Genomic DNA, 22,716 nt, shown 5'->3' with positions numbered 1-22,716 from the left:
ATCTAGCCCTGCTTCGCAGTAACTGCGACGTATGCCCCGCCTTGCTACTTCCGACCATTATACCCTCGACCTGCCGGCCGGCCACCGCTTCCCCATTGCCAAGTACGCCCTGATTCGGGAGCAGCTACTGTGGCAGGGCATTGCCGAGCCGGCCGATTTCTACGAGCCCGGCCTGTGCGCCGAGGAAGACGTGCTGCGGGTGCACACGCCCTCTTATTGGCACCGCGTGCGCGACCTGCAGCTCACGCCCCGCGAAGTGCGCAACCTGGGCCTGCCGCAAAGCCCGCAGCTGGTGCGCCGCTCGCTGAGCAGCAGCGCCGGCACCCTGCAATCGGCCCTAAGTGCGCTGCGCGATGGCATCGGCCTGAACCTCGCCGGCGGCACCCACCACGCCTTTGCCGACCGGGGCGAAGGCTTCTGCGTGCTGAACGACCAGGCCATTGCCGCCGCGTACCTGCTGGCGCACGGTCTGGCAAAACAGATTCTGATTGTGGATTTGGACGTGCACCAGGGAGATGGCACGGCGGCTATTTTTCGGAATGAGCCGCGTGTATTCACGTTTTCGATGCACGCGGGGGCCAATTACCCCCTGCGTAAGGAGCAGTCGGACCTGGATATTCAGCTGGCGCTGGGCACCGCCGATGCGGAGTATCTGGCGCAGCTATCGGCCACCTTGGAGCCGCTGGTGGAGCGGGTGCGGCCGGATTTTATCTTCTACCAGGCCGGCGTGGATGTACTGGCTACCGATAAACTGGGCAAGCTGGCGCTCACGTCCGGCGGCTGCCGGCGGCGCGACGAATTGGTGCTGGGCCTGTGCCACGCGCGCCAGTTACCAGTAGCCGTGAGCATGGGCGGGGGCTATTCAGAAAAGCTGGCCGACATCGTGGACGCGCATTGCAACACGTTTCGGGTGGCGTTTGAGCTTTGGCCGTAGAGTCGGGCCGTACCTTTGCTATCAAATGAAAAAAGCTGATTCCGCGCATCCTGACCGTATTACCGTCCCGGTGCTAACCGATGTGCAGCCCGCCGGGACGCTCGCGCAACAAGCTTTCCGGCAGGCCATTCTCGACGTGGAAAACCTGCGTGAGCGGCTGCGCGACCTGCGCGCCGAGCAGTCCGAAGCCCGGCGGCGCTACTGGCAGCAGGTAGGGCCGGCGGCTACGGCAGTGGTGGCGGCGCGGCACGCGCTGTATGCGCCGCTGGAAGAAGCCCTGCTGCTGAGCTATTTCAGCCGGTTGGAAGAAACACAGATTACGAACGTGATTCTGGGCAACGCCCGCACGCTGGAAGACCGGTTCGGAGAAGACGAGACGGTCATTATCCGCAAATACGCCCCGGCCGGGCACCGCCCCACAGCGGCTGAAACTGCCGCCGAGCGCAAAAAAGCCAAGGATTCAGCCTCGGAGTTCATCCCCGACCCTACCCTGCCGCCGCACGAGCAGGCCGCCGCTGCCGCCCGTGCCCGCCGCAAAACCAAGGCCCAGCGCCAGCAGGAAGCCGCCGCGCTAGCCGACCAGAAACAGCTCGAAACCAACGCCAAAACCATCTACCGCCAGCTGGCCCGCACCCACCACCCCGACTTGGAGCGCGACCCCGAAAAGCAAGCCGACAAAACCGCCCGGATGCAGCACATCACCGAGGCTTATGAGGCCGACGACCTCTACACGCTGCTCCAGCTGCTGGCCGAATCCGCCCCCGCCGACGCGGCGGCCGACGACGTGCTGGCCCGCTACACCCGCGCCCTGCTCCAGCAGCAAACCCAGCTGAAGCAGGAAATGAACGAGTTGAAATACGGACCCAATGGCTTCATCACGGCTTCAGGCAAAAAGCAGGAGTTGGAGCTCCGCCAGCTAAAGCGCGACCTGCGAGCTGAGGCCGAATACGTGGCGCACATCGGCCGGATGCTGCTGGACCCCGACGGGCCGCGCGAAGTGCTTCGGCAGCTGGCAGCCGAGGGGCTGGAAACCATCTGAGCCGTACTTTACTCAGCCGATAAAATCCACTGCCAGCTGCACCACTTCGGCATCGCGCAGAATACGGTTGTGGCCCAGGCCGTGCGTGGCGTGCAGCCGGGCACCGGGCCAAGCCACGGCGATGTGCTGGCCTTCGGCGAAGGGGATGATTTCGTCTTCTTCGTCGTGCAGCACCAGCACCCGCTCGGCCCGGGTGCCCGGCCCGGCCGCGGCCACCGCAAACGAATCGGCTGTCCGGCCAGTGCTGCGCTCAATGTGCCCGGCAAAGCGCCGCACCAAATCAGCGGGCAAATGCAGGAAATCGGCAAACCGCTCGGCCACCGGCCGCGGCCCTTCCGGCGCGCTGATGAGTACCAGGCGCGGCAAGGCCGCCCCCGCCGACAGCCGCACCGGTAGCCCCGCCACCGATGCCGCCCCAAACGAGTGCGCCACAATGGCGCGCACCTCCCCGACGGTATCCACCACTGCCTGCACGGCCCCGCCAAAGTCGGTGAGCGTGGTGCGCCGGCCAGCCGAAGCCCCATGCGCGGGCCCGTCCAGGGCTACTACGCGGTAGCCCGCCGCCAGCAATGGCCCCATCCAGGCCCGCCAAAAGCTGGCCCGATGCTCCCAGCCGTGCACGAGCAACACGGCGGGCGCGGCGGCCGGCCCCCATTCATATACGGCAATAGCGCCGCTTGCTGCGGCCACGGTGCGGCGGCGGGCATCGGCCAGCGCAGGTGCTTCCCAGGCCTTGGTGGGCAACTTGCGTGGCGTGGTAAATACCCGCCACGCCTGCCGGAACCCCAACGCCGGCGACAATGCCCACAGCGCGCCCAGCTGCCAGCGGAGCCACCGCAGGCCGGCCGGCTCGGGGTAGCGCATGGCCACCGCCGGCGGCGCGGCAAGCGTTTCTTCAGCGCACAAAAGATAAGCGGGCGAATAGGTATTGGTCATGAGGCAGGTTGGGTTGGTGCAGGCAGAGGCCTGTGCAATAGCCGTGGATGGATGGAAAAAGCGAGTGCGCAATTCGCGAAAAAAGACTCTCGGTTACGCCAGCAGCTCCAGTCGCAACTGGCCCACTATCACCTGAAAAGGCGTTTCGTCGTGCACGCGGGCTACCTGCAGCGCCCCGGTCAGCGTAGTGAGCACCTGCGCCGCCTTGGCTGCCGGGCTGCCCACGAAGCGCAGGGTGCCTGTGGCCCGGCCCACGGCCAGCACCTGGGCCAGCCACTCGGTCAGCTCGCGGTTGAAGGTGCGCAACTCGGCCTGCATAGGCGCGGGCAGAGTCCGAAAATCGGCGGCCAGCGCCCCAAACAGGCACACGCGGCGCTCGTGGCCGAGGTGCGTGTCATACACCGCCAGCAGGGCTTCGAACTGAGCAACGGGCAGCAGGTCGGCCACGCGGGGCAGGTCGCGCCACTTGCGCAGGCGGCGCAGCTGCCGGGCCACAATGGCCGTCCCCAGGTCGTCCTTACTCGGATAATGGTAATGGATGGCGGCCGGCTTCACCCCCAGCTCCTTGGCCAGGTGCTGGTAACTGAAAGCATTGAAACCTCGCTCTAGCAACAGCCCTTCCGCCAGGTCGAGGATGCGGGTGCGCGTATCGGGAGGTAGGGCGGTGGGCAGAGACTGTGTTATCATAAGCAGTACAAATATAAAATTTTTAAACTTACTAACTAGTAAGTAAGTTTAAAAATCATCGGGTTTCAATAAAAAAATCCCCGCCTGTATAGGCGGGGATTTCTGTTGTATTGGCTTAATGAGGCTTTATTCGTCGTCTGAATGTTGCCCCAGCGCATCCACGGCGGCTTGCACGGCTTCGGCGCGGTAGGCGGGCGCGGTGCCGGGGGCTTTTAGCAAGCGCAGCAGGCGCTGGTACTTCTGGCGGCCCTCGGCCAGCATCTGCTCGCTCACTTCGATGGTGAACACGCCAAAGGGTTCGTTTTTCTGCACTCCTACTAATAGGAACCGCTCAGCGCGCAAAGCATCGGTGTAGAAGGCGGCTTGGCGGTCGTAGTCATAGGCCGAGCATTGCCAGAGGAAATGGTCGGCATCGCGGGCATTAGTGGTCTTGAAATCGATGATGGTGAATGGCTCCTCCGGGTGAGCCACCACGAGGTCGGCCCGCAACTTGCAGAGCGTATCGGTGGCAGGCTCGGTGAACAGCACGCTCACTTCGGGGGTGCCACGCTCCAGCAGCCCGGCCAGTTGGGTGTTGAGCTTGACGCCTTCCACCAGCCACCACACCAGGGTATCGTTGAGGCCGGGCTGGCCGGGCACGTAGTCGGCAGGCTCCAGCAGAGCAGTGTGAAAGGCCGTGCCGAAGCTCAGCGCGCCGTCGTTGGCGCTGGTTTGGGGGCGGGGCGGGCGGCCGTCGAGGGCATCGCGCAGGCGCGAGAGGTCGGAATTGGCAATGGCCGGCAGGGCGCGGTAAGTGTCGTAGTCGAGGCGCAGCAGGTCGGGTCGGCGGAAGTCAGGGGCAGATTCAGGCACAGGATTCGGGATGGGTCGAAAAGGTAACAGCGAAACCTGCGAAATGACTTCACCGGCCGGCAATTTAGTCCGGTCATCAGCGCGGGCAAATCGGCTTACGTACCCCTGAAATGGGCGGTTATTTTCTGCCCCATTTGCGTCACCTTCTCCTCTTCTACTCATGGCTGCCTGGATTCCCTACGCCCTGCTTTCGGCCCTGTTTGCGGCCCTCACCGCCATTTTTGCCAAAATCGGCATCAAGGGGGTCGACTCGGATTTAGCTACTGCGATTCGCACCGTGGTGATTTTGCTGCTGGCCTGGGGCATTGCTATCACACGCGGGGCCACGGCCGGGCTGCCGGCCCTCACGGGGCGCACCTGGCTTTTTCTGGTGCTGTCGGGGCTGGCCACGGGGGCGTCGTGGCTGTGCTATTTCCGGGCCCTCAAGCTAGGGCCGGTGGCCAAAGTGGCCCCGGTCGATAAGCTGAGCGTGGCGTTGGCATTGCTGCTGGCGGTAGCGTTTCTGGGCGAAACCATCAGCCTGAAAGGTGCGCTGGGCGCGGGGCTTATTCTGGCCGGAACAGTAGTTCTGGTATGGAGCTGAGGCGAAAAAAACGAACAGACGACGCAGGCAGCGCCGCCATCGGCATGAAGCTTAACTATTTAGCAATATAATAAAACAAAGTATTTTCATTATATAAGCCAGTTCGAATTTGCTCGCAATAGGGCTAATCGTGCATTTAGGGCATATTAAGAGCTGGCAGCTTTGGCTCAATAACAAGTGCTTATTACCTGAACCGCATCATCAAAATTTATTGAAAATCAATATCTTCTTATCAAAGCCATGTCTGTAAATATACAGCAATCATGATAATTACATAAACCGACTAAAAACATATGCAATTTCGCTTTAATTGCATTTTTCGAATTATATTTTTTATTTATCGCATATATCATTAAATTTAGTAATGTCTTAAACCTCATCTCTCTTCCTCCCATGCGCCATGAAAAAGTCATTACTGATTGCATTGATTATCAGCGCGTTTTTTTCGGGAATGCCGATACAGGCAACTGCGCAATGCACGTACCGCGTTACTCATGACGGCTCCCTGACCGACCCCAATACCTTTGCAGCGCAAAACACAGGCTCTGGCTGCCCGGCAATACCAACCCCAGGCAGCAACGACAGAATCGTTATTGGAAACTATAACGTGACGCTGTCGAGTGCCTACTCGGTAGGCAACGGAGGAAGCATTTCGGTAGATGATGGGGTGCTAACCATCCTCAGTGGCGGCTCCCTGACCGTCGCGGCCGGCGGCAATATTATTGTATCGAGCCGAGCATCGCTCAATTTGTCCAATGGAGGCACTATCGATGGGAATGCTGCTTTCACTCTGGGCGACGGCACTAGTTCGCTAAGAGCAACCAACCTACTCGTAGGCACGGGGAGCAGCGTTCGAGTCGACAAGATGACCGTTAACAAAGCGACTGTTAGCATTGCGGCCGGGGCCTCGGTCACTACCGGCTGCAACCTGGTGCTGCTCAGTTCCAACATTGTTTCCGACGGCTCCCTGAACGTAGGAGGCAATCTGGACCTATCGGTGGGTGGCGCCAATAATACGCTGTGCGGCAGCAACAACCAGTTCTCCGGCTCCCTGGTAGTGACGGGGTGCGTGTACGGAGGCAATGGTGCTACTACCCACCTGTTGAACAACTGCGCAGCCGCGGCCATATCGGTCTGCGTACAGCGCACTCCTTCTGCTGGGTGCGGGGCGGCGCTGGCCGCGGCAAATACCAACGAGGCCAATTGCGATGCGGAAGCACCCAGCATCCGCTGCAAAGCCCTCCCGGTTGAGCTGACGCTTTTTAACGTTCAGGTTTTGGATGACCAGAAAGTGGGCCTGGACTGGGTGACGGCGTTGGAAAAAAACAGCCGGGCTTTTGTCGTAGAACGCTCGTCGGACGGTAAAGTATTCCGTGAGCTGAGTTCGGTAGCGGCCGCCGGCACCACCCAGCAGCAGACCACCTACCACGCCACAGATGAACAACCGCTGCCTGGAACCAGCTACTACCGCCTGCGGCAGATAGATTTGGACGGCACGTATGATTTCTCGCCGGTGCGCGCCGTGAAGGTAGGCCGTTTTGGCAGCGGGTTCGCCGTGTACCCTGGCCACTCGGCCCAGGAATGGGTGGTCAGCACTTCGCTGCCCAGCGAAACCCTGGCGCAGGGCCCCGCCACCGTACGGGTACTAGATGCCTTGGGACGCCAGTTGCAAGTGCCCTGCGCTAACGATGCGGCCCAACCCGGCCAGTGGGTACTGGACCTGCGCTCGCTGCCCACGGGCGTGTACGTTGTGCGGCTGCTGACGGCGGCCGGCTCCTTCAGCCAGCGCATCGCGCAGTAGCCATCAATCAATAAGTTAAAAGAGGCCGCCTGAGCTTTCGAGCGCGGGCGGCCTTTATGTTTTTGCCCAGCGCCACGTCAGCGACACGTTGAAGACGCGGCCTTCCACGGGCGCCCACAGCTCGCGGAAAACAGGATTATCCAGCGGAGCCAACACTACCTTTTCCCGGCGGGTCTGGCGGTAATCAAGCACATTTTCGCCGTTTAGCGCCAGGGTAAAGTTGTCTAAACGGTAGCGCAGCAGCGCAGCAAATAGCGGGTAGCCGGGCGTAGCGCTACCATCGGAGCGGTACTGCCGGCCGATGTAGGAGGCTTCGAGGCCCGCGCTAAAATTGTCCGTAAACTCAACCAATCCTACGGCGGCAAACTTGTGGCGCGCAGCCAGCGGCAAGTGCTGGTTGGCCACGTCGTACTGCCGACGGGCATCCGTGAAAACATAGCCCAAGTACAGCTCGGTTTCGTCGGCGCGCAGGCGCACGTAGGTTTCGAGGCCTTGTGTCGACAGTGGCGCCGCCGCGTTTTGCCAGGTCAGATAGTTGGCCTGAAACGGTCCGGTGAAACCAAGACCATTCAGCACCAGCGGGTTGCTAAGGCGGGTGTAAAAGAATGATTGGTTGACGCTCAGCACCAGCGGCTCGTCGAACCCATCAAACGTGTGCTGGTAGTTCACATCGCCGTTCAGGCCGAAGGAGGTTTCGGCACTCACGCCTTGCAGGGCCTTCACGAGGGGGTAGTCCCGCTCGTCGAGGCTGTTGATGTAGGGCACCGGGGCGCGGTAGCCCAGGCCGCCGTTAAGGCGGGCCGTCACGGCCTCGCTGGCCCGGAACAGCAGCGCCAGGCGCGGCAGCAGAAAATTGCCGTACTGGTTGTGGTGGTCGAGACGCAGGCCGGCCTGCAGGCTCAGACGCGGCAGCAGGCGCCAGTCGTCCTGCGCAAATGCGCCCAGCGTGTGGTAGGTGTAAGGGCTGCGCAGCGGCGTGGCACTGCGGTTGAACGACGCCAGCTGTTCGCCGTTCGCATTCAGGCCCACTACCAGAGTGTGGCGCGGACCGGCCGCGTGCAGGTAGCTGGCCTCGGTGTAGTAGGTGGTTTGGTAGGCGGTGAAGGCATCGGAATTGGTGTTCACGTCGCGCACAAAGTCCGTGATGGTGCCTTTGACAGTGAGGCGGCCGCCGGCCAGCTCGTCGTTGGTGTAGAGCAGGTCGGCGGTGTTGCGCAGGCTGGTGTTGTCGACGTAGAAAACGTGTCCGCTCACGGGGTCGAAGCCCTTTTTAAGGACTTCTAAGTCGCCGGCCCGGCGGCTTTCCAGCGTGCCAGTGTAGCCCAGCGCCACCTGGCTGTGGGCATTGGGGTAGAAAAACAGGCGCGGATGAAGGTTGAGGCTACGCACACGGGGCACATCTACAAAGCCGTCGCCGTCCACGTCCTTTTCCTTCTGATTAACCAGCCCCACAAAGGCCGAGTAGCCCCAGCGCGGCCCGCGCCGGGCCGCAAACCCGTTCAAATCCGTCTCGCGCAGCGTAGTCTGGTTGAGGCTGACGGCGTACTGCGGCGTACCCAGCGTGGGCGTTTTGCTCACCAGGTTCACCAAGCCGGCAATAGCCCCACCGCCATATAGCGTCGAGTTTGAGCCTTTAATAACTTCGACCTGCCGCAAATCGAGCGGCGGCACCGTAAGCAGCCCAAACGAGCCCGCGAAGCCGCCATAGAGCGGCACACCGTCACGCAAAATCTGGCTGTACTGCCCCGGCAGGCCCTGCAAACGCAAATCCAGGTTGCCGGAGGTGGGCGAAGTGGGCTGAATCTGGGTGCCCGCAATGTCGCCAAACAAACTGGCAATGCTGGCCGGCTTGATGCTACTTTCCTCCTCCATTTCCTCAGCTCCCAGCACCTCCACCCGCGTGGGTAGGTCCTCGATGCGGGAGTTGGTGCGCGTGGCCGTCACCAGCACTTCTTCAACTTCAACCCCACCCGGCGCGAGCAACAGCGCCAGCCCTACCCCCACCGCCGGGGCTGCCACCAAGCGCGGCCGGTAGCCCAGAGCCGTAATCCGTAGCCGGGTACCGGCGGCCGGGGCCGGCGCCAATACGGCGGTGCCCGTGGCATCGGTAGCCGCCCCAATGCTGGTGCCCGGCACCACCACGCTAGCCCCAATCAGGACCTCGTGCCGCAATGAGTCGCGCACCTGCACGCGCAGCGTTTGGGCACTGCAGGTTGTGGGCATCACGGCCAGCAGCAACAAGGCCAGCCAACCGATACTAAACCCCCGCACTATAAATCGAGCAACCATACCAGAATTATCAACACAATAATCTGCAAAAGTATGGTGCGCCATTATGCCAATTCTGTGCAGAATCTGTTGTCACCTGGCCTAAAAGCAACAGCTCCAGCACGTCTTCGCACCGGAGCTGCACAGAAATTCACCAATTATACCGGAAATACCGGAGGTGCTTCATCCATAAATCTTTACAGGCTTACTTGAACAGCTCACTTCCCTCTTTCCACTGCCGCACCTTGGCCGCAATTTCGGCCAGCCCCAGGTTGTGAATACTGCCTAGATGAGTGGTCTGAAATGCGCGGTGCGGCACGTAACTGCCGTCTTCCACGGCCCGCCCTACCTGCTGGTAGGCATCCCGAAACGGCACGCCGGCAATAATGAGTTGATTGATATTTTCGACCGAAAATATCGGGTCATATTTTACCTGCTCAATCACGCCGGATTTAATCTTGATTTCGGGCAGCGCAAACAACAGGATATCCAGCAAATCGGCAAACTGCATCATAGGGCCAAATAGCAATTCTTTCAGCAGCTGAAAATCGCGGTGGTAGCCGCTAGGCAGGTTGCTGGTGGCCAGAATAATGTCGTTGGGCAACGCCTGCAGGCGGTTGGCGTGGCCACGCACCAGCTCAAACACGTCGGGGTTTTTCTTATGCGGCATGATGCTGGAACCCGTCGTAAATTCCTTCGGCAGCGTCACAAAACCCAAATCCTGGCTGTTATACATCACCAAATCATACGCCAGCTTGCCCAGCGTGCCCGCCGCGCCCGCAATGGCGAAAGCCAGCGTTTTCTCGGTTTTGCCGCGCAGCATCTGCGCGCCCACGCTGCTCACCGCCACGCTGCCAAACCCCATTTCCTGAGTCGTCATTTCGCGGTCAATCGGGAAGCTGCTGCCAAAGCCCGCGCCCGAGCCCAGCGGGTTTTGGTCGGCTACCCGGTGCGCCGCCTCAAACAGCGCCAAATCCAGCAGCAAATGCTCGGCATACGCCGAAAACCACAGCCCGAAGCTGCTCGGCATGGCCGCCTGAAAGTGCGTGTAGCCCGGTAGCAGGTCGTTTTTGTGGGCTTCGGCCTTTTGCAGCATTACCTCCACCAGCGCCAGCATCCTGGTCGAAATCCGCTCGGTGTAATCCTTTAAGAAAAGCTGAATCGCCGTCAAAACCTGGTCATTCCGTGAGCGGGCCGTATGAATTTTCTTGCCCGCGTCGCCGAATTTCTCTGTCAGGTAAGACTCTATTTTGGAATGAACGTCCTCAAAGTCATCCTCAATTTGAAACGTGCCCGCCGCCACCTGCGCCAGCAACTCATCAAGGCCGGCCACCAGTTGCTGCCGTTCCACTTCCGAAATCAGGCCCACTTTGGCCAGCATATTGGCCTGGGCTTTCGAAGCCCGCATATCGAACGGAGCAAGGTACATATCAAGCACCCGGTCGTGGCCTACAGTAAATTTTTCGATGGTATCGTTGACCGAAAATCCTTTTTCCCAAATTTTCATAGCTTATTCCGGTAATTAAAATCTAAAATCAGTCAGCAGCTCAATGTAGTCCTGAATACCCGCCCGGATTTCACTCACCAGGATAAACTCATCCGGCGTATGCGAGCGGGCGCTTTCGCCCGGACCCATTTTTAGCGTCTCAAACGGCATCATCGACTGGTCCGACAGCGTGGGCGAGCCATAAACCGTCTTGCCCATTGCCACTCCTTTTCTAATTAGTGGATGGCTTTCGCTAATACGCGAAGAATTCAAATGGGTAGAGCGCGGCACAATTTCCGATTGCAGCTTCGAACGCAAAAAATCAACAATTTCCTGGTTTTGATACAGCTCATTCGTCCTCACGTCAATCACAAATTGGCATCTGTCCGGCACTACGTTGTGCTGCGTGCCGGCGCTAATCTGCGTCACCGTCGTTTTCACCGGCCCCAATAGTGGCGAAACCTCCGGGAACTGGAAGCTGCGCAACCACTGAATGTCGTCGAATGCCTTATAAAGCGCATTTTCACCTTCCTCACGCGCCGCGTGGCCGGTTTTGCCGTGGGCAATGCAGTCCAGCACAATCAAGCCCTTTTCGGCAATAGCCAGGTTCATGCCCGTAGGCTCGCCCACAATTCCCAGGTCAATTTTTCCTAATTCTGGCAGCACGCTTCGAATTCCGTTCGCACCCGAAATTTCCTCTTCCGCCGTAATCGCGCAAATTAAATTGAACGAATTTATTCTATTCTGAAAATATAGAAACGTTGCCAGCAAGCTCACAGCCGACGCGCCCGCATCGTTGCTCCCCAAGCCGGTCAATTTATCGCCTTCCAGCACCGCCCCGAACGGGTCGTATTGCCACCCGGCGCCGGCTTTCACCGTATCGTGATGCGAATTAAGCAGCACCGTTGGCTTGCTTGCGTCGAAATGCGCTGAAATAGCCCACACGTTATTCTGTTGGCGCTTCGATATCACACCGTGGGCCGTGAAAAAATTCTGAATCAGCGTAGCCGTACCGCCCTCTTCGCGGGAGAAAGAAGGAGTTTGAATTAGCCGGATTAATAATTCAACAGCTTCGTCGCTCAATTGATTTATCAAGTCAGGCATAATGTTGTTTTCATGACATCGTTGATGTGCAGCGCGTGTTCAATAATTACTTTATCAACTCCGAACTGCAACGCGTCAAATGCGTTTTCCAACTTAGGCAACATACCGTCGGCAATTATTCCACTTTCCTTTAATTCGGCGTAATCCATCAAATTAATTTTGGATATTACCGAACCATCATCATTCACATCAGCCAATACGCCGCGTTTTTCAAAACAGAAATGCAATGTCACCGCGTATTCCTTACTCAACGCCTTCGCCACCGATGCCGCAATGGTATCGGCGTTGGTATTTAATAACTGACCGTGGCCGTCGTGGTTAATCGGGCAGAATACCGGTGTCAAACCCAGCGTCAGAAATTGCCGGATGAGGTCGGCATTCACGCTGGCCTCGCTTAAATCGCCCACGAAGCCGTAATCTATTTCGCGCACCGGACGCTTCACGGCCCGAATCACATTGCCATCGGCCCCACTGAGGCCCAGCGCATTGACGCCGCGGGCCTGCAAGGCAACCACAATTTGCTTGTTGGTTTTGCCGGCGTAAAACATGGTCACCAAATCCAGCGTGGCGGCGTCGGTAATGCGGCGGCCGTTGACCATCCGGGGCGCAATGCCCAGGCTTTTCATCAGCTCGCTGGCGCCTTTGCCACCGCCGTGCACGAGAATTTTCGGGCCATTTATTTCGGCAAATAGCCGCACGAATTCCATCAAATCGGATTCGTTGTCAATTATGCCACCGCCAATTTTAAATACGTGTAATTCGGGCTTCATCACGGCTTCACCTGCTGGCACCTAGCCGGGGGCCGGCGGCGCTTCATCCAAAAATAATGCGGGAAATGTTGTGGGCAAAAGTAGCAACTTCTACCTTTGCGGCAGAATTGAACCTCTTGGTTCGCGGCTTCGTTAGAGCGCCGAATCGACTTTGATTTCCGCCATGACCCTCCTCGTTTCCACGTCTTTATTACCCGCTCCGGCCTTCCAGCCGGTGGTGGCCGACGTGCGCGAAATGACGTGCGCCCTGGTGCGACGACCCTAGCGGCTTCAGCAGCCGCATGTTGGCCCCTTGGCCAGCCCTTTGAGCCGGGCCAGTATCCGCTCAACTTACAGACAGGTTTGGGCTTTCTCCCCTTAACATCCGTACACAGCGAATGGGCAGAAGCCGCGTATCTATCCCTAAGTTCTTCTAAATCAACAATGACAATACGGGTTGCAACGGAGGCGGACGCACAGTACGCTGAACAATTATGCCAATGGTACGTCGAGTCGGCCAAAACGCGGGGTACCGGCATCGCCAAGCGCGAGCCGGACTACGTGGCCAAAAAGATGGCCAGCGGCGACGGCATCATCGCCTTTGTGGACGATGAGCTGGCCGGTTTTTGCTACATCGAAACGTTTGACGACAAGACCTTTGTAGTCAATTCGGGCCTGATTGTGAACGCCGAAATCCGCAAGGGTGGCGTGGGCCGGGCCATCAAGCAGGCAGTGTTCGAGCTGTCGCGCACCAAATACCCGCAGGCCAAGATTTTCGGCATCACGACCAGCCTGGCCGTGATGAAAATCAACACCGACCTCGGCTACGAGCCCGTCACCTTCTCGGAGCTGACTACCAGCGAAGACTTCTGGAAGGGCTGCAAAAGCTGCAAAAACTACGGCATCCTGATGGAGAACGAGCGCAAAATGTGCCTCTGCACCGGCATGCTCTACGACACGCCCGAGAAGCAGCTGGTGCAGGTGCAGGTTCCCGACTTTGCCAGCCACATCACGCCGCCGCTGCCCATCGGCACCGACCCCGCTCCCACTCCCTCTGAAACCGATTCTGCACAATAATGAAGAAAAAAGCCATTCTCGCCTATAGCGGCGGCCTCGACACCTCGTTTTGCGCCGTGTATCTGTCGCGCGAGCTTGATTTGGAAGTACACACCGTCATTGTCAACTCGGGCGGTTTCACGGCCGAAGAGCTGGCTGCCATCGAGAAGCGCGCCTACGAGCTGGGCTCAGTGAAGCACGAAGTCATCGACGTGACCACGCGCTTCTACCAGGACTGCCTGCGCTACCTGCTGTTTGGCAACGTATTGAAGAACGATACTTACCCGCTGAGCGTGAGTGCTGAGCGCATGTTTCAGTCGCTGGCCATTGCTGAGTATGCGCGGGCCAATGAGGCCGACTATATTGTGCACGGCAGCACCGGCGCCGGCAACGACCAAGTGCGCTTCGACGTGGCATTTGCGGTGATTGCGCCCAAAACGGAAATCCTCACCCCTATCCGCGACCTGAAACTGTCGCGTCAGGCCGAGATTGAATACCTGCAAAAACAGGGCTTCGAGATGAGCTGGGAGAAGGCGAAATATTCGATTAATAAAGGCATCTGGGGCACCAGCGTGGGCGGCGTTGAAACGCTGACCTCGCACGAGGCCCTGCCCGAAAGCGCCTACCCCTCGCAGCTGCAGCGCCACGATTCGGAGCGCGTGGAAATTACCTTCGAAAAAGGCGAGCCCGTGGCGCTGAATGGCGAAACGCTGGAGCCGGTGGCCCTGATTCAGAAGCTGAACGAGCTGGGTGCGGCCTTCGCCGTGGGCCGCGACCTTCACGTGGGCGATACTATTCTGGGCATCAAGGGCCGGGTGGGATTTGAGGCGCCCGCGCCGCTCATTCTCATCAAAGCGCACCACCTGCTGGAGAAGCACACCAGCACCCGCTGGCAGCTGCTGCACAAGGACTACATCGCCAACTGGTACGGCACGCTGCTGCACGAGGCGCAGTACCTCGACCCGGTGATGCGCGACATGGAGGCCTTCCTCACGTCGTCGCAAAACCACGTGTCGGGCAAGGTTTTCGTGCAGCTTAAGCCCTATCAGTTCGACCTGCTCGGCGTGGAGTCGAAATACGACATGATGCAGTCGAAAGTGGCCACCTACGGGGAGGAAAACAACGCCTGGGACTCACGCGACGCGAAGGGTTTCATCAAGATTTTTGGCAACCAACTGAAGATTAGCAACAGCCTGCACGATGAAAATTAAGGCCGGCATTGTGGGCGGCGCCGGCTACACGGCCGGTGAGCTCATCCGCATTCTGCTGCACCACGAATTTGTGGAATTGGGCGGCATTGTCAGCACTTCGAACGCGGGCAACCCCGTGTACCAAGTGCACGACGACCTGGTGGGCGAAACCGATTTGGTGTTTGCCTCCGAATTGGCCGGCGACGAGGATGTAGTATTTCTGTGCCTGGGCCACGGCAACTCTAAGGCGTGGCTGCACAAAAATGCCCTGCCTAACACCACGCACGTCATCGACCTAAGCAACGACTTCCGCCTGCACGCGGACGCCGAGTTTGAGTGCCGCGAGTTCGTGTACGGCCTGCCGGAGCTGAACAAAAGCCGAATCCAGCAGGCCCAGAGCATTGCCAACCCGGGCTGCTTCGCCACGGCCATTCAACTGGCGCTGCTGCCACTGGCCCAGGCCGGCCGCCTCACCCACGACGTCCACGTGTCGGCCATCACCGGCTCAACCGGCGCGGGGCAGAGCTTGTCGGAAACGGTGCATTTCTCGTGGCGTACCAACAACGTGTCCATCTACAAGCCCTTCACGCACCAGCACCTCGGCGAAATCGGCGAGAGCCTGGCGCAGCTGCAGCCGCAACAGGACGCCGAGATGCACTTCATCCCTTACCGCGGCAATTTCTCGCGGGGCATTTTCGCCAGCGTCTACACGCCGTCGGAGTTGACGCAGGACGAGGCGCGGGCGCTGTACCGGCAGTTTTACGCCGATGCACCATTCACCACGGTTTCGGACAAGGAAATTCACCTCAAGCAGGTGGTGAACACCAACAAATGCCTGCTGCACGTGCAGAAGCAGGGTAAACAGCTATTAATTACCTCGGTGATTGATAATCTGGTGAAAGGCGCGTCAGGCCAAGCAGTGCAGAATATGAACCTGCTGTTCGGGCTGCCGGAAACGACGGGGCTGAATTTGAAGGCAGGAACATTTTAAATGATGCAAATAGCTATGATGACATCATATAACCTTATAATATTGGTGTTTATCGCGCTATCATCACTGCTAGCTTACACGATTGTTTTATCAATAAGAGGAATACGAAAATCGAGAAATAATAAAAGAGTCTTGTGGATACTAGGATTAATAACTCTAGTTCCATTTGCTCTAGCAGACGTTTTTGCTTGGTTCATTCTTTTCTTATCTTATTATCCACATTACAGCTTTGATAAAATTGACTGGTCATCTAACGTTGAGCAACGATATAAGATGGCAGATGACCTAGTCGATTCACAGAGGCTAATAGGTCTGACTAGAGCTCAGGCAATTGACCTGCTTGGCAAGCCATATCGTGAATGGGATAACATTGACCATACCATTCGATATGATATCGGCGACAGGCCCACAATTGTTATGGACCTCGACCCTGACGAGTTGGTTCTGGAAGTAAAAGATGGAAAGGTAGTTAAAAGCTATTTGCACGAAACCTAAAATAAACTATGAAGCTTTTCAACGTTTACCCCCTCGTCAACATCACGCCCGTGAAGGCGCTGGGCGCCAAACTGTGGGACGACCAGGGCCAGGAATACCTGGATTTCTACGGCGGCCACGCCGTTATTTCCATCGGCCATAGCCACCCTCACTACGTGCAGCGCCTCACCGAGCAACTGCAAAACATCGGTTTCTACTCCAACTCGGTGCAGATTCCGATTCAGGCGCAGCTGGCGCAGAAGCTGGGCCAAGTGTCAGGCTACGACGACTACGCGCTGTTTCTGTGCAACTCGGGCGCCGAGGCCAACGAGAACGCGCTGAAGCTAGCCTCCTTCCACACCGGCAAAACGCGCGTGGTGGCCTTCAAGGGCGCGTTTCACGGGCGCACCAGCGGCGCGGTGGCGGCCACTGATAACCCCAAAATCGTGGCTCCATTCAACGCGGGCCACGCCATCAGCTTCCTGGAATACGACTTGGCGGCGGTGGAAACCGCGCTGCAAGGCGGTGACGTGTGCGCCGTCATCATCGAGCCCATTCAGGGCGTGGGCGGCATCATCATGCCGTCGGATGAGTTTCTGCAAGGCCTGGCGGCGCTGTGCCGCCAATACGGCGCGTTGCTGATTGCCGACGAGGTGCAGAGCGGTTACGGCCGCAGCGGCAAGTTTTTCGCCCACCAGCACGCCGGCATCCGGCCCGACATCATCTCGGTGGCTAAGGGCATGGGCAACGGTTTCCCCATTGGCGGCATCCTGATTGCGCCTCACCTGCAGGCTTCCTACGGCCTGCTGGGCACCACCTTCGGTGGCAACCACCTGGCCTGCGCTGCCGCCCTGGCCGTGCTCGAAGTCATCGAAGATGAACACCTGCTGGACCACGCCGCCGAGATGGGCGACTACCTGCGCCGCGAGCTGCTGGCCCACGCCGGCGCCGAGGAAATCCGGGGCCGCGGCCTGATGGTGGGCATCAAGTACGACTTCCCCATCAAGGACGTGCGCGACCGGCTGCTGAGCGAGTACCACATTTTCGTGGGCAACGCCTCCGACCCCACCGTGCTTCGGCTGCTGCCGCCGCTGAATATCAGCAAGGTAGAAGTCGACCAGTTCTTGCAGGCGCTGTATGCGCTGACGGAGAAATCAGTAGAAATTATCCAACAAGCCTCGGCCCTTGACTAATTTTTTTGCCGCGCTGCCGCATCTTTGTGGCGTGAAGTCGAATTCGATTTAGGCAGTTGCCCCGATGAAACCCTCAACTATCGCCATCATCATCTGCTGCTGCTTGTCGGTCGGATACGGGCTTTATTTGAAATACTTCGCTGGGGCTTACGACACGTTTAATCGCATAAGCCGGATGAGCCAGGCGAAAGAAGGCATGACGCGGCAACAGGTTTTGCAGACTTTATCAAAGCCCGATTCCTCTTATTGGGAAAAATCAAAGGACGATTCCTTGCTGGTAATGGCCTATACGCTACCTGATACCGATGGTAGCCGGATACTAATAAAGCTGCGTGACGACAGCGTACGGTCAGTAAAATATCAACAATAGGGAAACGGCTGGAGCGCTTAGCATTCAGCCGTTTTTTTTAACACTCCTACTAGATTGGAAAACACGAAACCGGTAAAACTCATCCTCGAAGACGGCACCGAAATTCAGGGCCAGTCCTTCGGCGCGTTCACTTCCGCCGCGGGCGAAGTGGTGTTCAGCACGGCCATGACCGGCTACCCCGAAAACCTCACCGACCCGTCCTTCGCCGGCCAGATTCTGGTGCTCACCTACCCCATGGTGGGCAACTACGGCGTGCCCGGCGAAGAATTGTACGAGTCGATTTCGAAGATTTTCGAATCCGACAAGATTCACATTGCCGGGCTGGTGGTCAATTATTACTCCGAAGAGCACAGCCACTGGGCCGCCGCCAAAAGCCTCGGCGACTGGCTCAAGGAGTACAACATCCCCGGCATTTTCGGCGTCGATACCCGCATGCTCACCAAGAAGCTGCGCGAGAAAGGCGCCATGCTGGGCAAAATTGTGGCCGAAACCGACGTGCCCCTGCACGACCCCAACCTCGACAACCTGGTGGCCCAGGTGAGCCCCCCCGGCGTGCAGCACTACGGCAGCGGCCAGCACAAAATCGTGCTCGTGGACTGCGGCACCAAAACCAACATCATCCGCTGCTTCCTGGAGCGCGACGTGGAGCTTATTCGCGTGCCCTGGGACTACGATTTCACGACCCTCGACTACGATGGCCTGTTCTTGAGCAACGGCCCCGGCGACCCCAAAATGTGTGAGGCCACCATCCAAAACCTCCAGAAAGCCCTGCAACAGGACAAGCCGATTTTCGGCATCTGCTTGGGCAGCCAGCTCATGGGCCTGGCCTGCGGCGGCGACACCTTCAAGCTGAAATACGGCCACCGCAGCCACAACCAGCCGGTGAAGCTCACCGGCACCCAGCACTGCTACATCACCAGCCAAAACCACGGCTTCGCGGTGGACACCGCCACCCTGCCCGCCGAGTGGACCATGCTGTTCGAGAACCTGAACGACGGCACCTGCGAAGGCATCAAGCACAAAACCAAGCCCTTCTTCTCCACCCAGTTCCACCCCGAAGCCGCCGGCGGCCCGCAGGATACCGAGTTTCTATTTGATGACTTTTTGCAAGCGGTGGTGGAGTATAAGAACGGTCAGGTTCAGACGAAATAGCCCAAAATGTCATGCAGAGCGCAGCGAAGCATCTTGCCCGCTTTGCTTGGGCATTCTAACGAATTAAAGACCCATCAATGTCTGATTACCCAACGGTTAAAGATGTAAGCTTAGTCGGTACTTATCCAGCAGTTGTTGGAGGTGGCGGTGGCTACGTTTGGGACGAGGTATTAGAGTACCGAGTCTGGTGTCTTCCAGAAAAAGGAGCACCAGATACGGAAGATGGCAATGACTACTATTATGTCTTCGAGACATATGAAGAGGCTCTCGAATTTGCAGAAAACAATGTCGGGACAGAGCAACCAATGGCACTTGTGTTGCAAGAAGAATACATTGACGAGGACGAGCCTGGCGTATTCGTTCACATCAAGGAACAAAGGCTGGCCGAATGGCATGTTAAATTCCTGAGCCGCCCAAGAAGAAATGCGAATACTATTCCTGCCTTCTTCGCTCCAAATGCTCCGAGCAATCGACTAGACATATTGCGAGGACTGGCCTAAATATTTTAACTGACGTCCTCAACGAAGCGGGCAAGATGCTCTGCACTGCATGACGGGCTTTCTATTCCGCCAGAGCTTAAAAAGAACACACCCTTTAGAATGAACAAACCCAACAAAGTTCTCATCCTTGGTTCCGGCGCGCTGAAAATTGGCGAGGCCGGGGAGTTCGATTATTCCGGCTCGCAGGCACTTAAGGCGCTGAAGGAGGAAGGCATCCGCACCATCCTCATCAACCCCAACATTGCCACCGTGCAAACGTCGGACAACATTGCCGACGACGTGTACTTCCTGCCCGTGACGCCCTACTTCGTGGAGGAAGTTATCAAAAAAGAGCAGCCCGATGGCATTCTGGTGGCCTTTGGCGGCCAGACCGCGCTGAACTGCGCCGTGGCCCTGTACCGCGCCGGCGTGTTTGAGAAGTACAACGTGAAGGTGCTGGGCACGCCCGTGCAAAGCATCATCGACACCGAAGACCGGGATATTTTCAAGGAGAAGCTCGACCAGATAGGCGTGCTCTCGGCCCGCAGCGTGGCCGTGACGACGATGGAAGACGCGCTGGCGGCGGCCGAGAAAATCGGCTTTCCCATCATCGTGCGGGCGGCGTTTGCGCTGGGCGGGCTGGGCAGCGGCTTCGCCAACAACATGGACGAGCTGCGGGCGCTGGCCCAGAAATCCTTCACCACGTCCGACCAGATTCTGGTGGAAGAATCGCTGAAGGGCTGGAAGGAAGTGGAGTATGAAGTGGTGCGCGATGCTTATGATAACTGCATCACGGTCTGCAACATGGAGAACTTCGACCCCATCGGCATCCACACCGGCGAGAGCATCGTGGTGGCCCCATCGCAGACCTTGAGTAACCGCGAGTACCACAAGCTGCGCAGCATCGGCATCAAGACCATCCGCCACCTGGGCATCGTGGGCGAGTGCAACATTCAGTACGCGCTGGACCCCATTTCCGAGGATTACCGCGTGATTGAGGTGAACGCGCGCCTGTCGCGCTCCTCGGCGCTGGCCTCCAAGGCCACGGGCTACCCGCTAGCCTTCGTGGCCGCCAAGCTGAGCCTGGGCTACTCGCTGGCCGAGCTGAAAAACAGCGTGACGCAGACGACTTCGGCCTTCTTCGAGCCGGCTCTTGACTACGTGGTGGTGAAGCTGCCGCGCTGGGATTTGGGCAAGTTCTCGGGCGTTAACCGCCAGATTGGCAGCGCCATGAAGAGCGTGGGCGAGGTCATGGCCATCGGCAAATCCTTCGAGGAAGCCATCCAGAAAGGTCTGCGGATGCTGGACACTGGCAAGCGCGGCTTCGTGGCCAACAAGCCCGACGAGGAGCTGGAAAACACCGCCATCGACCAGCTCCTGAGCGAGCCGAACGAGGAGCGCATCTTCGCCATCAACAACGCCTTCGAGGCCGGCTACACGCTGGAGCAGGTGCACGAGCTGACCAAGATTGACCACTGGTTTTTGCAGCGCCTCTACACCATTTTCGAGCTGGGCAAGCAGCTGGCCGCCGGCCGCAGCGCGGGCGTGGACGGCCTGGAAACCAAGCTGCTGCGCGACGCCAAGAAAGCCGGTTTCTCCGACCAGCAGATTGCCGTGCAGCTGCTAGGCGAAGGCGACGTGAAGGCCGACGAGCTGCGGGTGCGCGCCCGCCGCAAGGCCCTGGGCGTGCTGCCCGTGGTGAAGCAAATTGACACGCTGGCGGCCGAATTTCCGGCCAAAACCAACTACCTCTACACCACCTACCACGGCACCGAAAACGACCTGACGCGCGAAACCGCGCAGTCGGTGGTGGTGCTGGGCTCGGGCGTGTACCGCATCGGCTCGTCGGTGGAGTTTGACTGGTGCGGCGTGCAGGCCGTGCAAACGGCGGCAGCCGAGGGCTACAAAACCATCATTATCAACTACAACCCCGAAACCGTAAGCACCGACTACGACGTGTCGGACCGGCTCTATTTCGAGGAGTTGAGCTTTGAGCGGGTGATGGATATTCTGGATTTTGAGCAGCCCGGCGGCGTGATTCTGAGCACCGGCGGCCAGATTCCCAACAACCTCGCCACCCGCCTCGAAGAAGCTAACGCGCCCATTCTGGGCACTTCGGCCGCCCGCATCGACGAGGCAGAGAACCGCCACAAGTTCAGCAGCATCATGGACGAGCTGGGCATTGCCCAGCCGCGCTGGAAGGAGCTGACCTCGCTTGAGGCCATGCACGGCTTTGTGCAGGAAGTGGGCTTCCCGGTGCTCATCCGGCCGAGCTACGTGCTGTCGGGCGCGGCCATGAATGTGGTTTCCAACAACTTCGAACTGGAAGAATTCCTGAAAGCCGCCAAGGAAGTGAGCGCCGAATACCCGGTGGTGGTGTCGGAATTCATCCAGGAAGCCAAGGAAATTGAGCTGGACGCGGTGGCCGACCACGGCGAAATCGTGAGCTACGCCATTTCCGAGCACGTGGAATTTGCCGGCGTGCACTCCGGCGACGCCACCATGTACTACCCGCCCCAACGGGTGTACGTGGGTACCATCCGCAAGCTGAAAATCATTGCCGAGAAGATTGCCAAGCGCTATGAAATCAGCGGCCCGTTCAACATCCAGTTCCTGGAAAAAAACGGCGTTATCCGCGTGATTGAGTGCAACGTACGCGCCTCGCGCAGCTACCCCTTCGTGTCAAAAATCTCGGGCAACAACCTCATCCAGAAGGCCACGCAAATCCTGCTGGGCAAGCACGTGGAGCGCGACGAAAGCGAGCGGGTATACGACCTGCCCTTTGTGGGTGTGAAGGCCCCGCAGTTCTCCTTCACCCGCCTGCCCGGCGCCGACCCGGTGATGCGCGTGGACATGGTGAGCACCGGCGAAGTAGGCTGCCTGGGCGACACCGCCGAGGAAGCCCTGCTGAAATCGATGCTGAGCGTAGGCTACAAAATCCCGCAGAAATCGGTGCTCATTTCCGGCGGCCCCATCAAGTCGAAACTGGCCTTGCTCTCGGCCGTGGAACTGCTCGTGAAAAAAGGCTACCAGATTTACGCCACCCAAGGCACACACCGCTTCTTCGCCGAAAACAGCGTGCCCAGCAGCCTGCTCTTCTGGCCCGACGAAATGCAGGAGCCCAACGTGCTAACGTACTTGAAGGAAAAGAAAATCGACCTTGTCATCAACATTCCCAAAAACCTCTCAAAAGGCGAGCTGGATAACGACTATAAAATCCGCCGCACGGCCATCGACTTCGGCGTGCCGCTGCTGACGAATGCGCGGCTGGCGAAGGCGTTTATTCAGGCCTTCTGCAAGCTGGAAATGAAGGATTTGAAGATTAAGAGCTGGAATGAATACAAGGCTGGTTAATTAGCTTAATCAGCGAAA

20 protein-coding genes are annotated in these 22,716 nt (G+C 58.5%); 13 read left to right on the top strand and 7 right to left on the bottom strand.

Annotated elements, in window-relative coordinates; all coding sequences use genetic code 11:
• Positions 1-31: 31 nt before the first annotated feature.
• Complete coding sequence (locus I7X13_RS07185) at positions 32-934, top strand: histone deacetylase family protein (protein WP_198074941.1); 903 nt, start codon at positions 32-34, stop codon at positions 932-934.
• Between the two features lie 25 nt (positions 935-959).
• The gene (locus I7X13_RS07180; RefSeq protein ID WP_198074940.1) at positions 960-1,973 is read left to right on the top strand and encodes a J domain-containing protein; all 1,014 of its coding nucleotides are present in this window, start codon (positions 960-962) and stop codon (positions 1,971-1,973) included.
• 12 nt (positions 1,974-1,985) lie between these two features.
• On the opposite strand, the gene I7X13_RS07175 is transcribed toward I7X13_RS07180, so the two are convergent.
• From I7X13_RS07175 to I7X13_RS07165, 3 genes are all read right to left on the bottom strand, one after another.
• Positions 1,986-2,909: an alpha/beta fold hydrolase gene (locus tag I7X13_RS07175; RefSeq protein ID WP_198074939.1), complete on the bottom strand. Its 924-nt coding sequence runs from the start codon at positions 2,907-2,909 to the stop codon at positions 1,986-1,988.
• A 93-nt stretch (positions 2,910-3,002) separates the two neighbouring features.
• Positions 3,003-3,596 carry a TetR/AcrR family transcriptional regulator gene (locus tag I7X13_RS07170; protein WP_198074938.1) on the bottom strand — a complete coding sequence of 198 codons (594 nt, stop codon included), beginning with the start codon at positions 3,594-3,596 and terminating at the stop codon, positions 3,003-3,005.
• Positions 3,597-3,722: 126 nt separating this feature from the next.
• Positions 3,723-4,448 carry a PD-(D/E)XK nuclease-like domain-containing protein gene (locus tag I7X13_RS07165; RefSeq protein ID WP_317191548.1) on the bottom strand — a complete coding sequence of 242 codons (726 nt, stop codon included), beginning with the start codon at positions 4,446-4,448 and terminating at the stop codon, positions 3,723-3,725.
• Positions 4,449-4,608: 160 nt separating this feature from the next.
• On the opposite strand from I7X13_RS07165, the gene I7X13_RS07160 reads away from it, so the two are divergent.
• Positions 4,609-5,031 carry an EamA family transporter gene (locus tag I7X13_RS07160; protein ID WP_198074936.1) on the top strand — a complete coding sequence of 141 codons (423 nt, stop codon included), beginning with the start codon at positions 4,609-4,611 and terminating at the stop codon, positions 5,029-5,031.
• Positions 5,032-5,638: 607 nt separating this feature from the next.
• The gene (locus I7X13_RS07155) at positions 5,639-6,832 is read left to right on the top strand and encodes a T9SS type A sorting domain-containing protein (protein ID WP_198074935.1); all 1,194 of its coding nucleotides are present in this window, start codon (positions 5,639-5,641) and stop codon (positions 6,830-6,832) included.
• Between the two features lie 54 nt (positions 6,833-6,886).
• Here the strand turns inward: I7X13_RS07155 and I7X13_RS07150 are convergent, their stop codons facing one another.
• From I7X13_RS07150 to argB, 4 genes are all read right to left on the bottom strand, one after another.
• Entirely contained in the window at positions 6,887-9,121 is a 2,235-nt protein-coding gene (locus I7X13_RS07150) for a TonB-dependent receptor (protein WP_198074934.1), read from the bottom strand.
• Positions 9,122-9,305: 184 nt separating this feature from the next.
• Entirely contained in the window at positions 9,306-10,607 is a 1,302-nt protein-coding gene (gene argH, locus I7X13_RS07145; protein ID WP_198074933.1) for an argininosuccinate lyase, read from the bottom strand.
• 15 nt (positions 10,608-10,622) lie between these two features.
• On the bottom strand, positions 10,623-11,690 hold the full coding sequence (locus tag I7X13_RS07140) for a M20 family metallo-hydrolase (protein WP_198074932.1): 1,068 nt from the start codon (positions 11,688-11,690) through the stop codon (positions 10,623-10,625).
• Positions 11,678-12,460, bottom strand: coding sequence for an acetylglutamate kinase (gene argB, locus I7X13_RS07135; protein WP_198074931.1), 783 nt, complete (start codon positions 12,458-12,460; stop codon positions 11,678-11,680). The genes I7X13_RS07140 and argB overlap by 13 nt, the downstream gene beginning before the upstream one ends.
• A gap of 423 nt (positions 12,461-12,883) precedes the next feature.
• Here argB and I7X13_RS07130 point away from each other — a divergent pair, with 423 nt between their 5' ends.
• From I7X13_RS07130 to carB, 9 genes are all read left to right on the top strand, one after another.
• Positions 12,884-13,516, top strand: coding sequence for a GNAT family N-acetyltransferase (locus I7X13_RS07130; protein WP_198074930.1), 633 nt, complete (start codon positions 12,884-12,886; stop codon positions 13,514-13,516).
• A complete protein-coding gene (argG, locus tag I7X13_RS07125) occupies positions 13,516-14,706 on the top strand; it encodes an argininosuccinate synthase (RefSeq protein ID WP_198074929.1) in 1,191 nt (396 codons plus the stop codon). The genes I7X13_RS07130 and argG overlap by 1 nt, the downstream gene beginning before the upstream one ends.
• Complete coding sequence (gene argC / locus I7X13_RS07120; protein WP_198074928.1) at positions 14,696-15,676, top strand: N-acetyl-gamma-glutamyl-phosphate reductase; 981 nt, start codon at positions 14,696-14,698, stop codon at positions 15,674-15,676. Before argG ends, argC begins: the two co-directional genes overlap by 11 nt.
• Positions 15,677-16,171 (top strand): hypothetical protein, encoded by a 495-nt coding sequence (locus tag I7X13_RS07115; RefSeq protein WP_198074927.1) that lies wholly within the window; start codon positions 15,677-15,679, stop codon positions 16,169-16,171. It begins immediately after the preceding gene.
• Between the two features lie 8 nt (positions 16,172-16,179).
• Positions 16,180-17,343 carry an aspartate aminotransferase family protein gene (locus I7X13_RS07110; protein ID WP_198074926.1) on the top strand — a complete coding sequence of 388 codons (1,164 nt, stop codon included), beginning with the start codon at positions 16,180-16,182 and terminating at the stop codon, positions 17,341-17,343.
• A 64-nt stretch (positions 17,344-17,407) separates the two neighbouring features.
• On the top strand, positions 17,408-17,713 hold the full coding sequence (locus I7X13_RS07105; protein WP_198074925.1) for a hypothetical protein: 306 nt from the start codon (positions 17,408-17,410) through the stop codon (positions 17,711-17,713).
• Positions 17,714-17,767: 54 nt separating this feature from the next.
• Positions 17,768-18,865: a glutamine-hydrolyzing carbamoyl-phosphate synthase small subunit gene (gene carA, locus I7X13_RS07100; RefSeq protein WP_198074924.1), complete on the top strand. Its 1,098-nt coding sequence runs from the start codon at positions 17,768-17,770 to the stop codon at positions 18,863-18,865.
• A 77-nt stretch (positions 18,866-18,942) separates the two neighbouring features.
• Entirely contained in the window at positions 18,943-19,365 is a 423-nt protein-coding gene (locus tag I7X13_RS07095) for a hypothetical protein (protein ID WP_198074923.1), read from the top strand.
• 99 nt (positions 19,366-19,464) lie between these two features.
• Complete coding sequence (gene carB, locus I7X13_RS07090) at positions 19,465-22,698, top strand: carbamoyl-phosphate synthase (glutamine-hydrolyzing) large subunit (RefSeq protein WP_198074922.1); 3,234 nt, start codon at positions 19,465-19,467, stop codon at positions 22,696-22,698.
• Positions 22,699-22,716 lie beyond the last annotated feature (18 nt).

The sequence above is a fragment of the Hymenobacter negativus genome (assembly GCF_016056375.1).
In the GTDB taxonomy this organism is placed as follows: domain Bacteria; phylum Bacteroidota; class Bacteroidia; order Cytophagales; family Hymenobacteraceae; genus Hymenobacter; species Hymenobacter negativus_A.
Note: the sequence above shows the minus strand (reverse complement) of the source record. Positions and strands in the feature narration are given on the sequence as shown.

Bases quoted from the DNA above. Each gene is read 5' to 3' on its own strand.
- I7X13_RS07185 (WP_198074941.1), top strand. From the start codon at position 32: ATGCCCCGCCTTGCTACTTCCGACCATTATACCCTCGACCTGCCGGCC.
- I7X13_RS07180 (WP_198074940.1), top strand. From the start codon at position 960: ATGAAAAAAGCTGATTCCGCGCATCCTGACCGTATTACCGTCCCGGTG.
- I7X13_RS07175 (WP_198074939.1), bottom strand. From the start codon at position 2,909: ATGACCAATACCTATTCGCCCGCTTATCTTTTGTGCGCTGAAGAAACG.
- I7X13_RS07170 (WP_198074938.1), bottom strand. From the start codon at position 3,596: ATGATAACACAGTCTCTGCCCACCGCCCTACCTCCCGATACGCGCACC.
- I7X13_RS07160 (WP_198074936.1), top strand. From the start codon at position 4,609: ATGGCTGCCTGGATTCCCTACGCCCTGCTTTCGGCCCTGTTTGCGGCC.
- I7X13_RS07150 (WP_198074934.1), bottom strand. From the start codon at position 9,121: ATGGTTGCTCGATTTATAGTGCGGGGGTTTAGTATCGGTTGGCTGGCC.
- argH (WP_198074933.1), bottom strand. From the start codon at position 10,607: ATGAAAATTTGGGAAAAAGGATTTTCGGTCAACGATACCATCGAAAAA.
- I7X13_RS07140 (WP_198074932.1), bottom strand. From the start codon at position 11,690: ATGCCTGACTTGATAAATCAATTGAGCGACGAAGCTGTTGAATTATTA.
- argB (WP_198074931.1), bottom strand. From the start codon at position 12,460: ATGAAGCCCGAATTACACGTATTTAAAATTGGCGGTGGCATAATTGAC.
- I7X13_RS07130 (WP_198074930.1), top strand. From the start codon at position 12,884: ATGACAATACGGGTTGCAACGGAGGCGGACGCACAGTACGCTGAACAA.
- argG (WP_198074929.1), top strand. From the start codon at position 13,516: ATGAAGAAAAAAGCCATTCTCGCCTATAGCGGCGGCCTCGACACCTCG.
- argC (WP_198074928.1), top strand. From the start codon at position 14,696: ATGAAAATTAAGGCCGGCATTGTGGGCGGCGCCGGCTACACGGCCGGT.
- I7X13_RS07115 (WP_198074927.1), top strand. From the start codon at position 15,677: ATGATGCAAATAGCTATGATGACATCATATAACCTTATAATATTGGTG.
- I7X13_RS07110 (WP_198074926.1), top strand. From the start codon at position 16,180: ATGAAGCTTTTCAACGTTTACCCCCTCGTCAACATCACGCCCGTGAAG.
- I7X13_RS07105 (WP_198074925.1), top strand. From the start codon at position 17,408: ATGAAACCCTCAACTATCGCCATCATCATCTGCTGCTGCTTGTCGGTC.
- I7X13_RS07095 (WP_198074923.1), top strand. From the start codon at position 18,943: ATGTCTGATTACCCAACGGTTAAAGATGTAAGCTTAGTCGGTACTTAT.
- carB (WP_198074922.1), top strand. From the start codon at position 19,465: ATGAACAAACCCAACAAAGTTCTCATCCTTGGTTCCGGCGCGCTGAAA.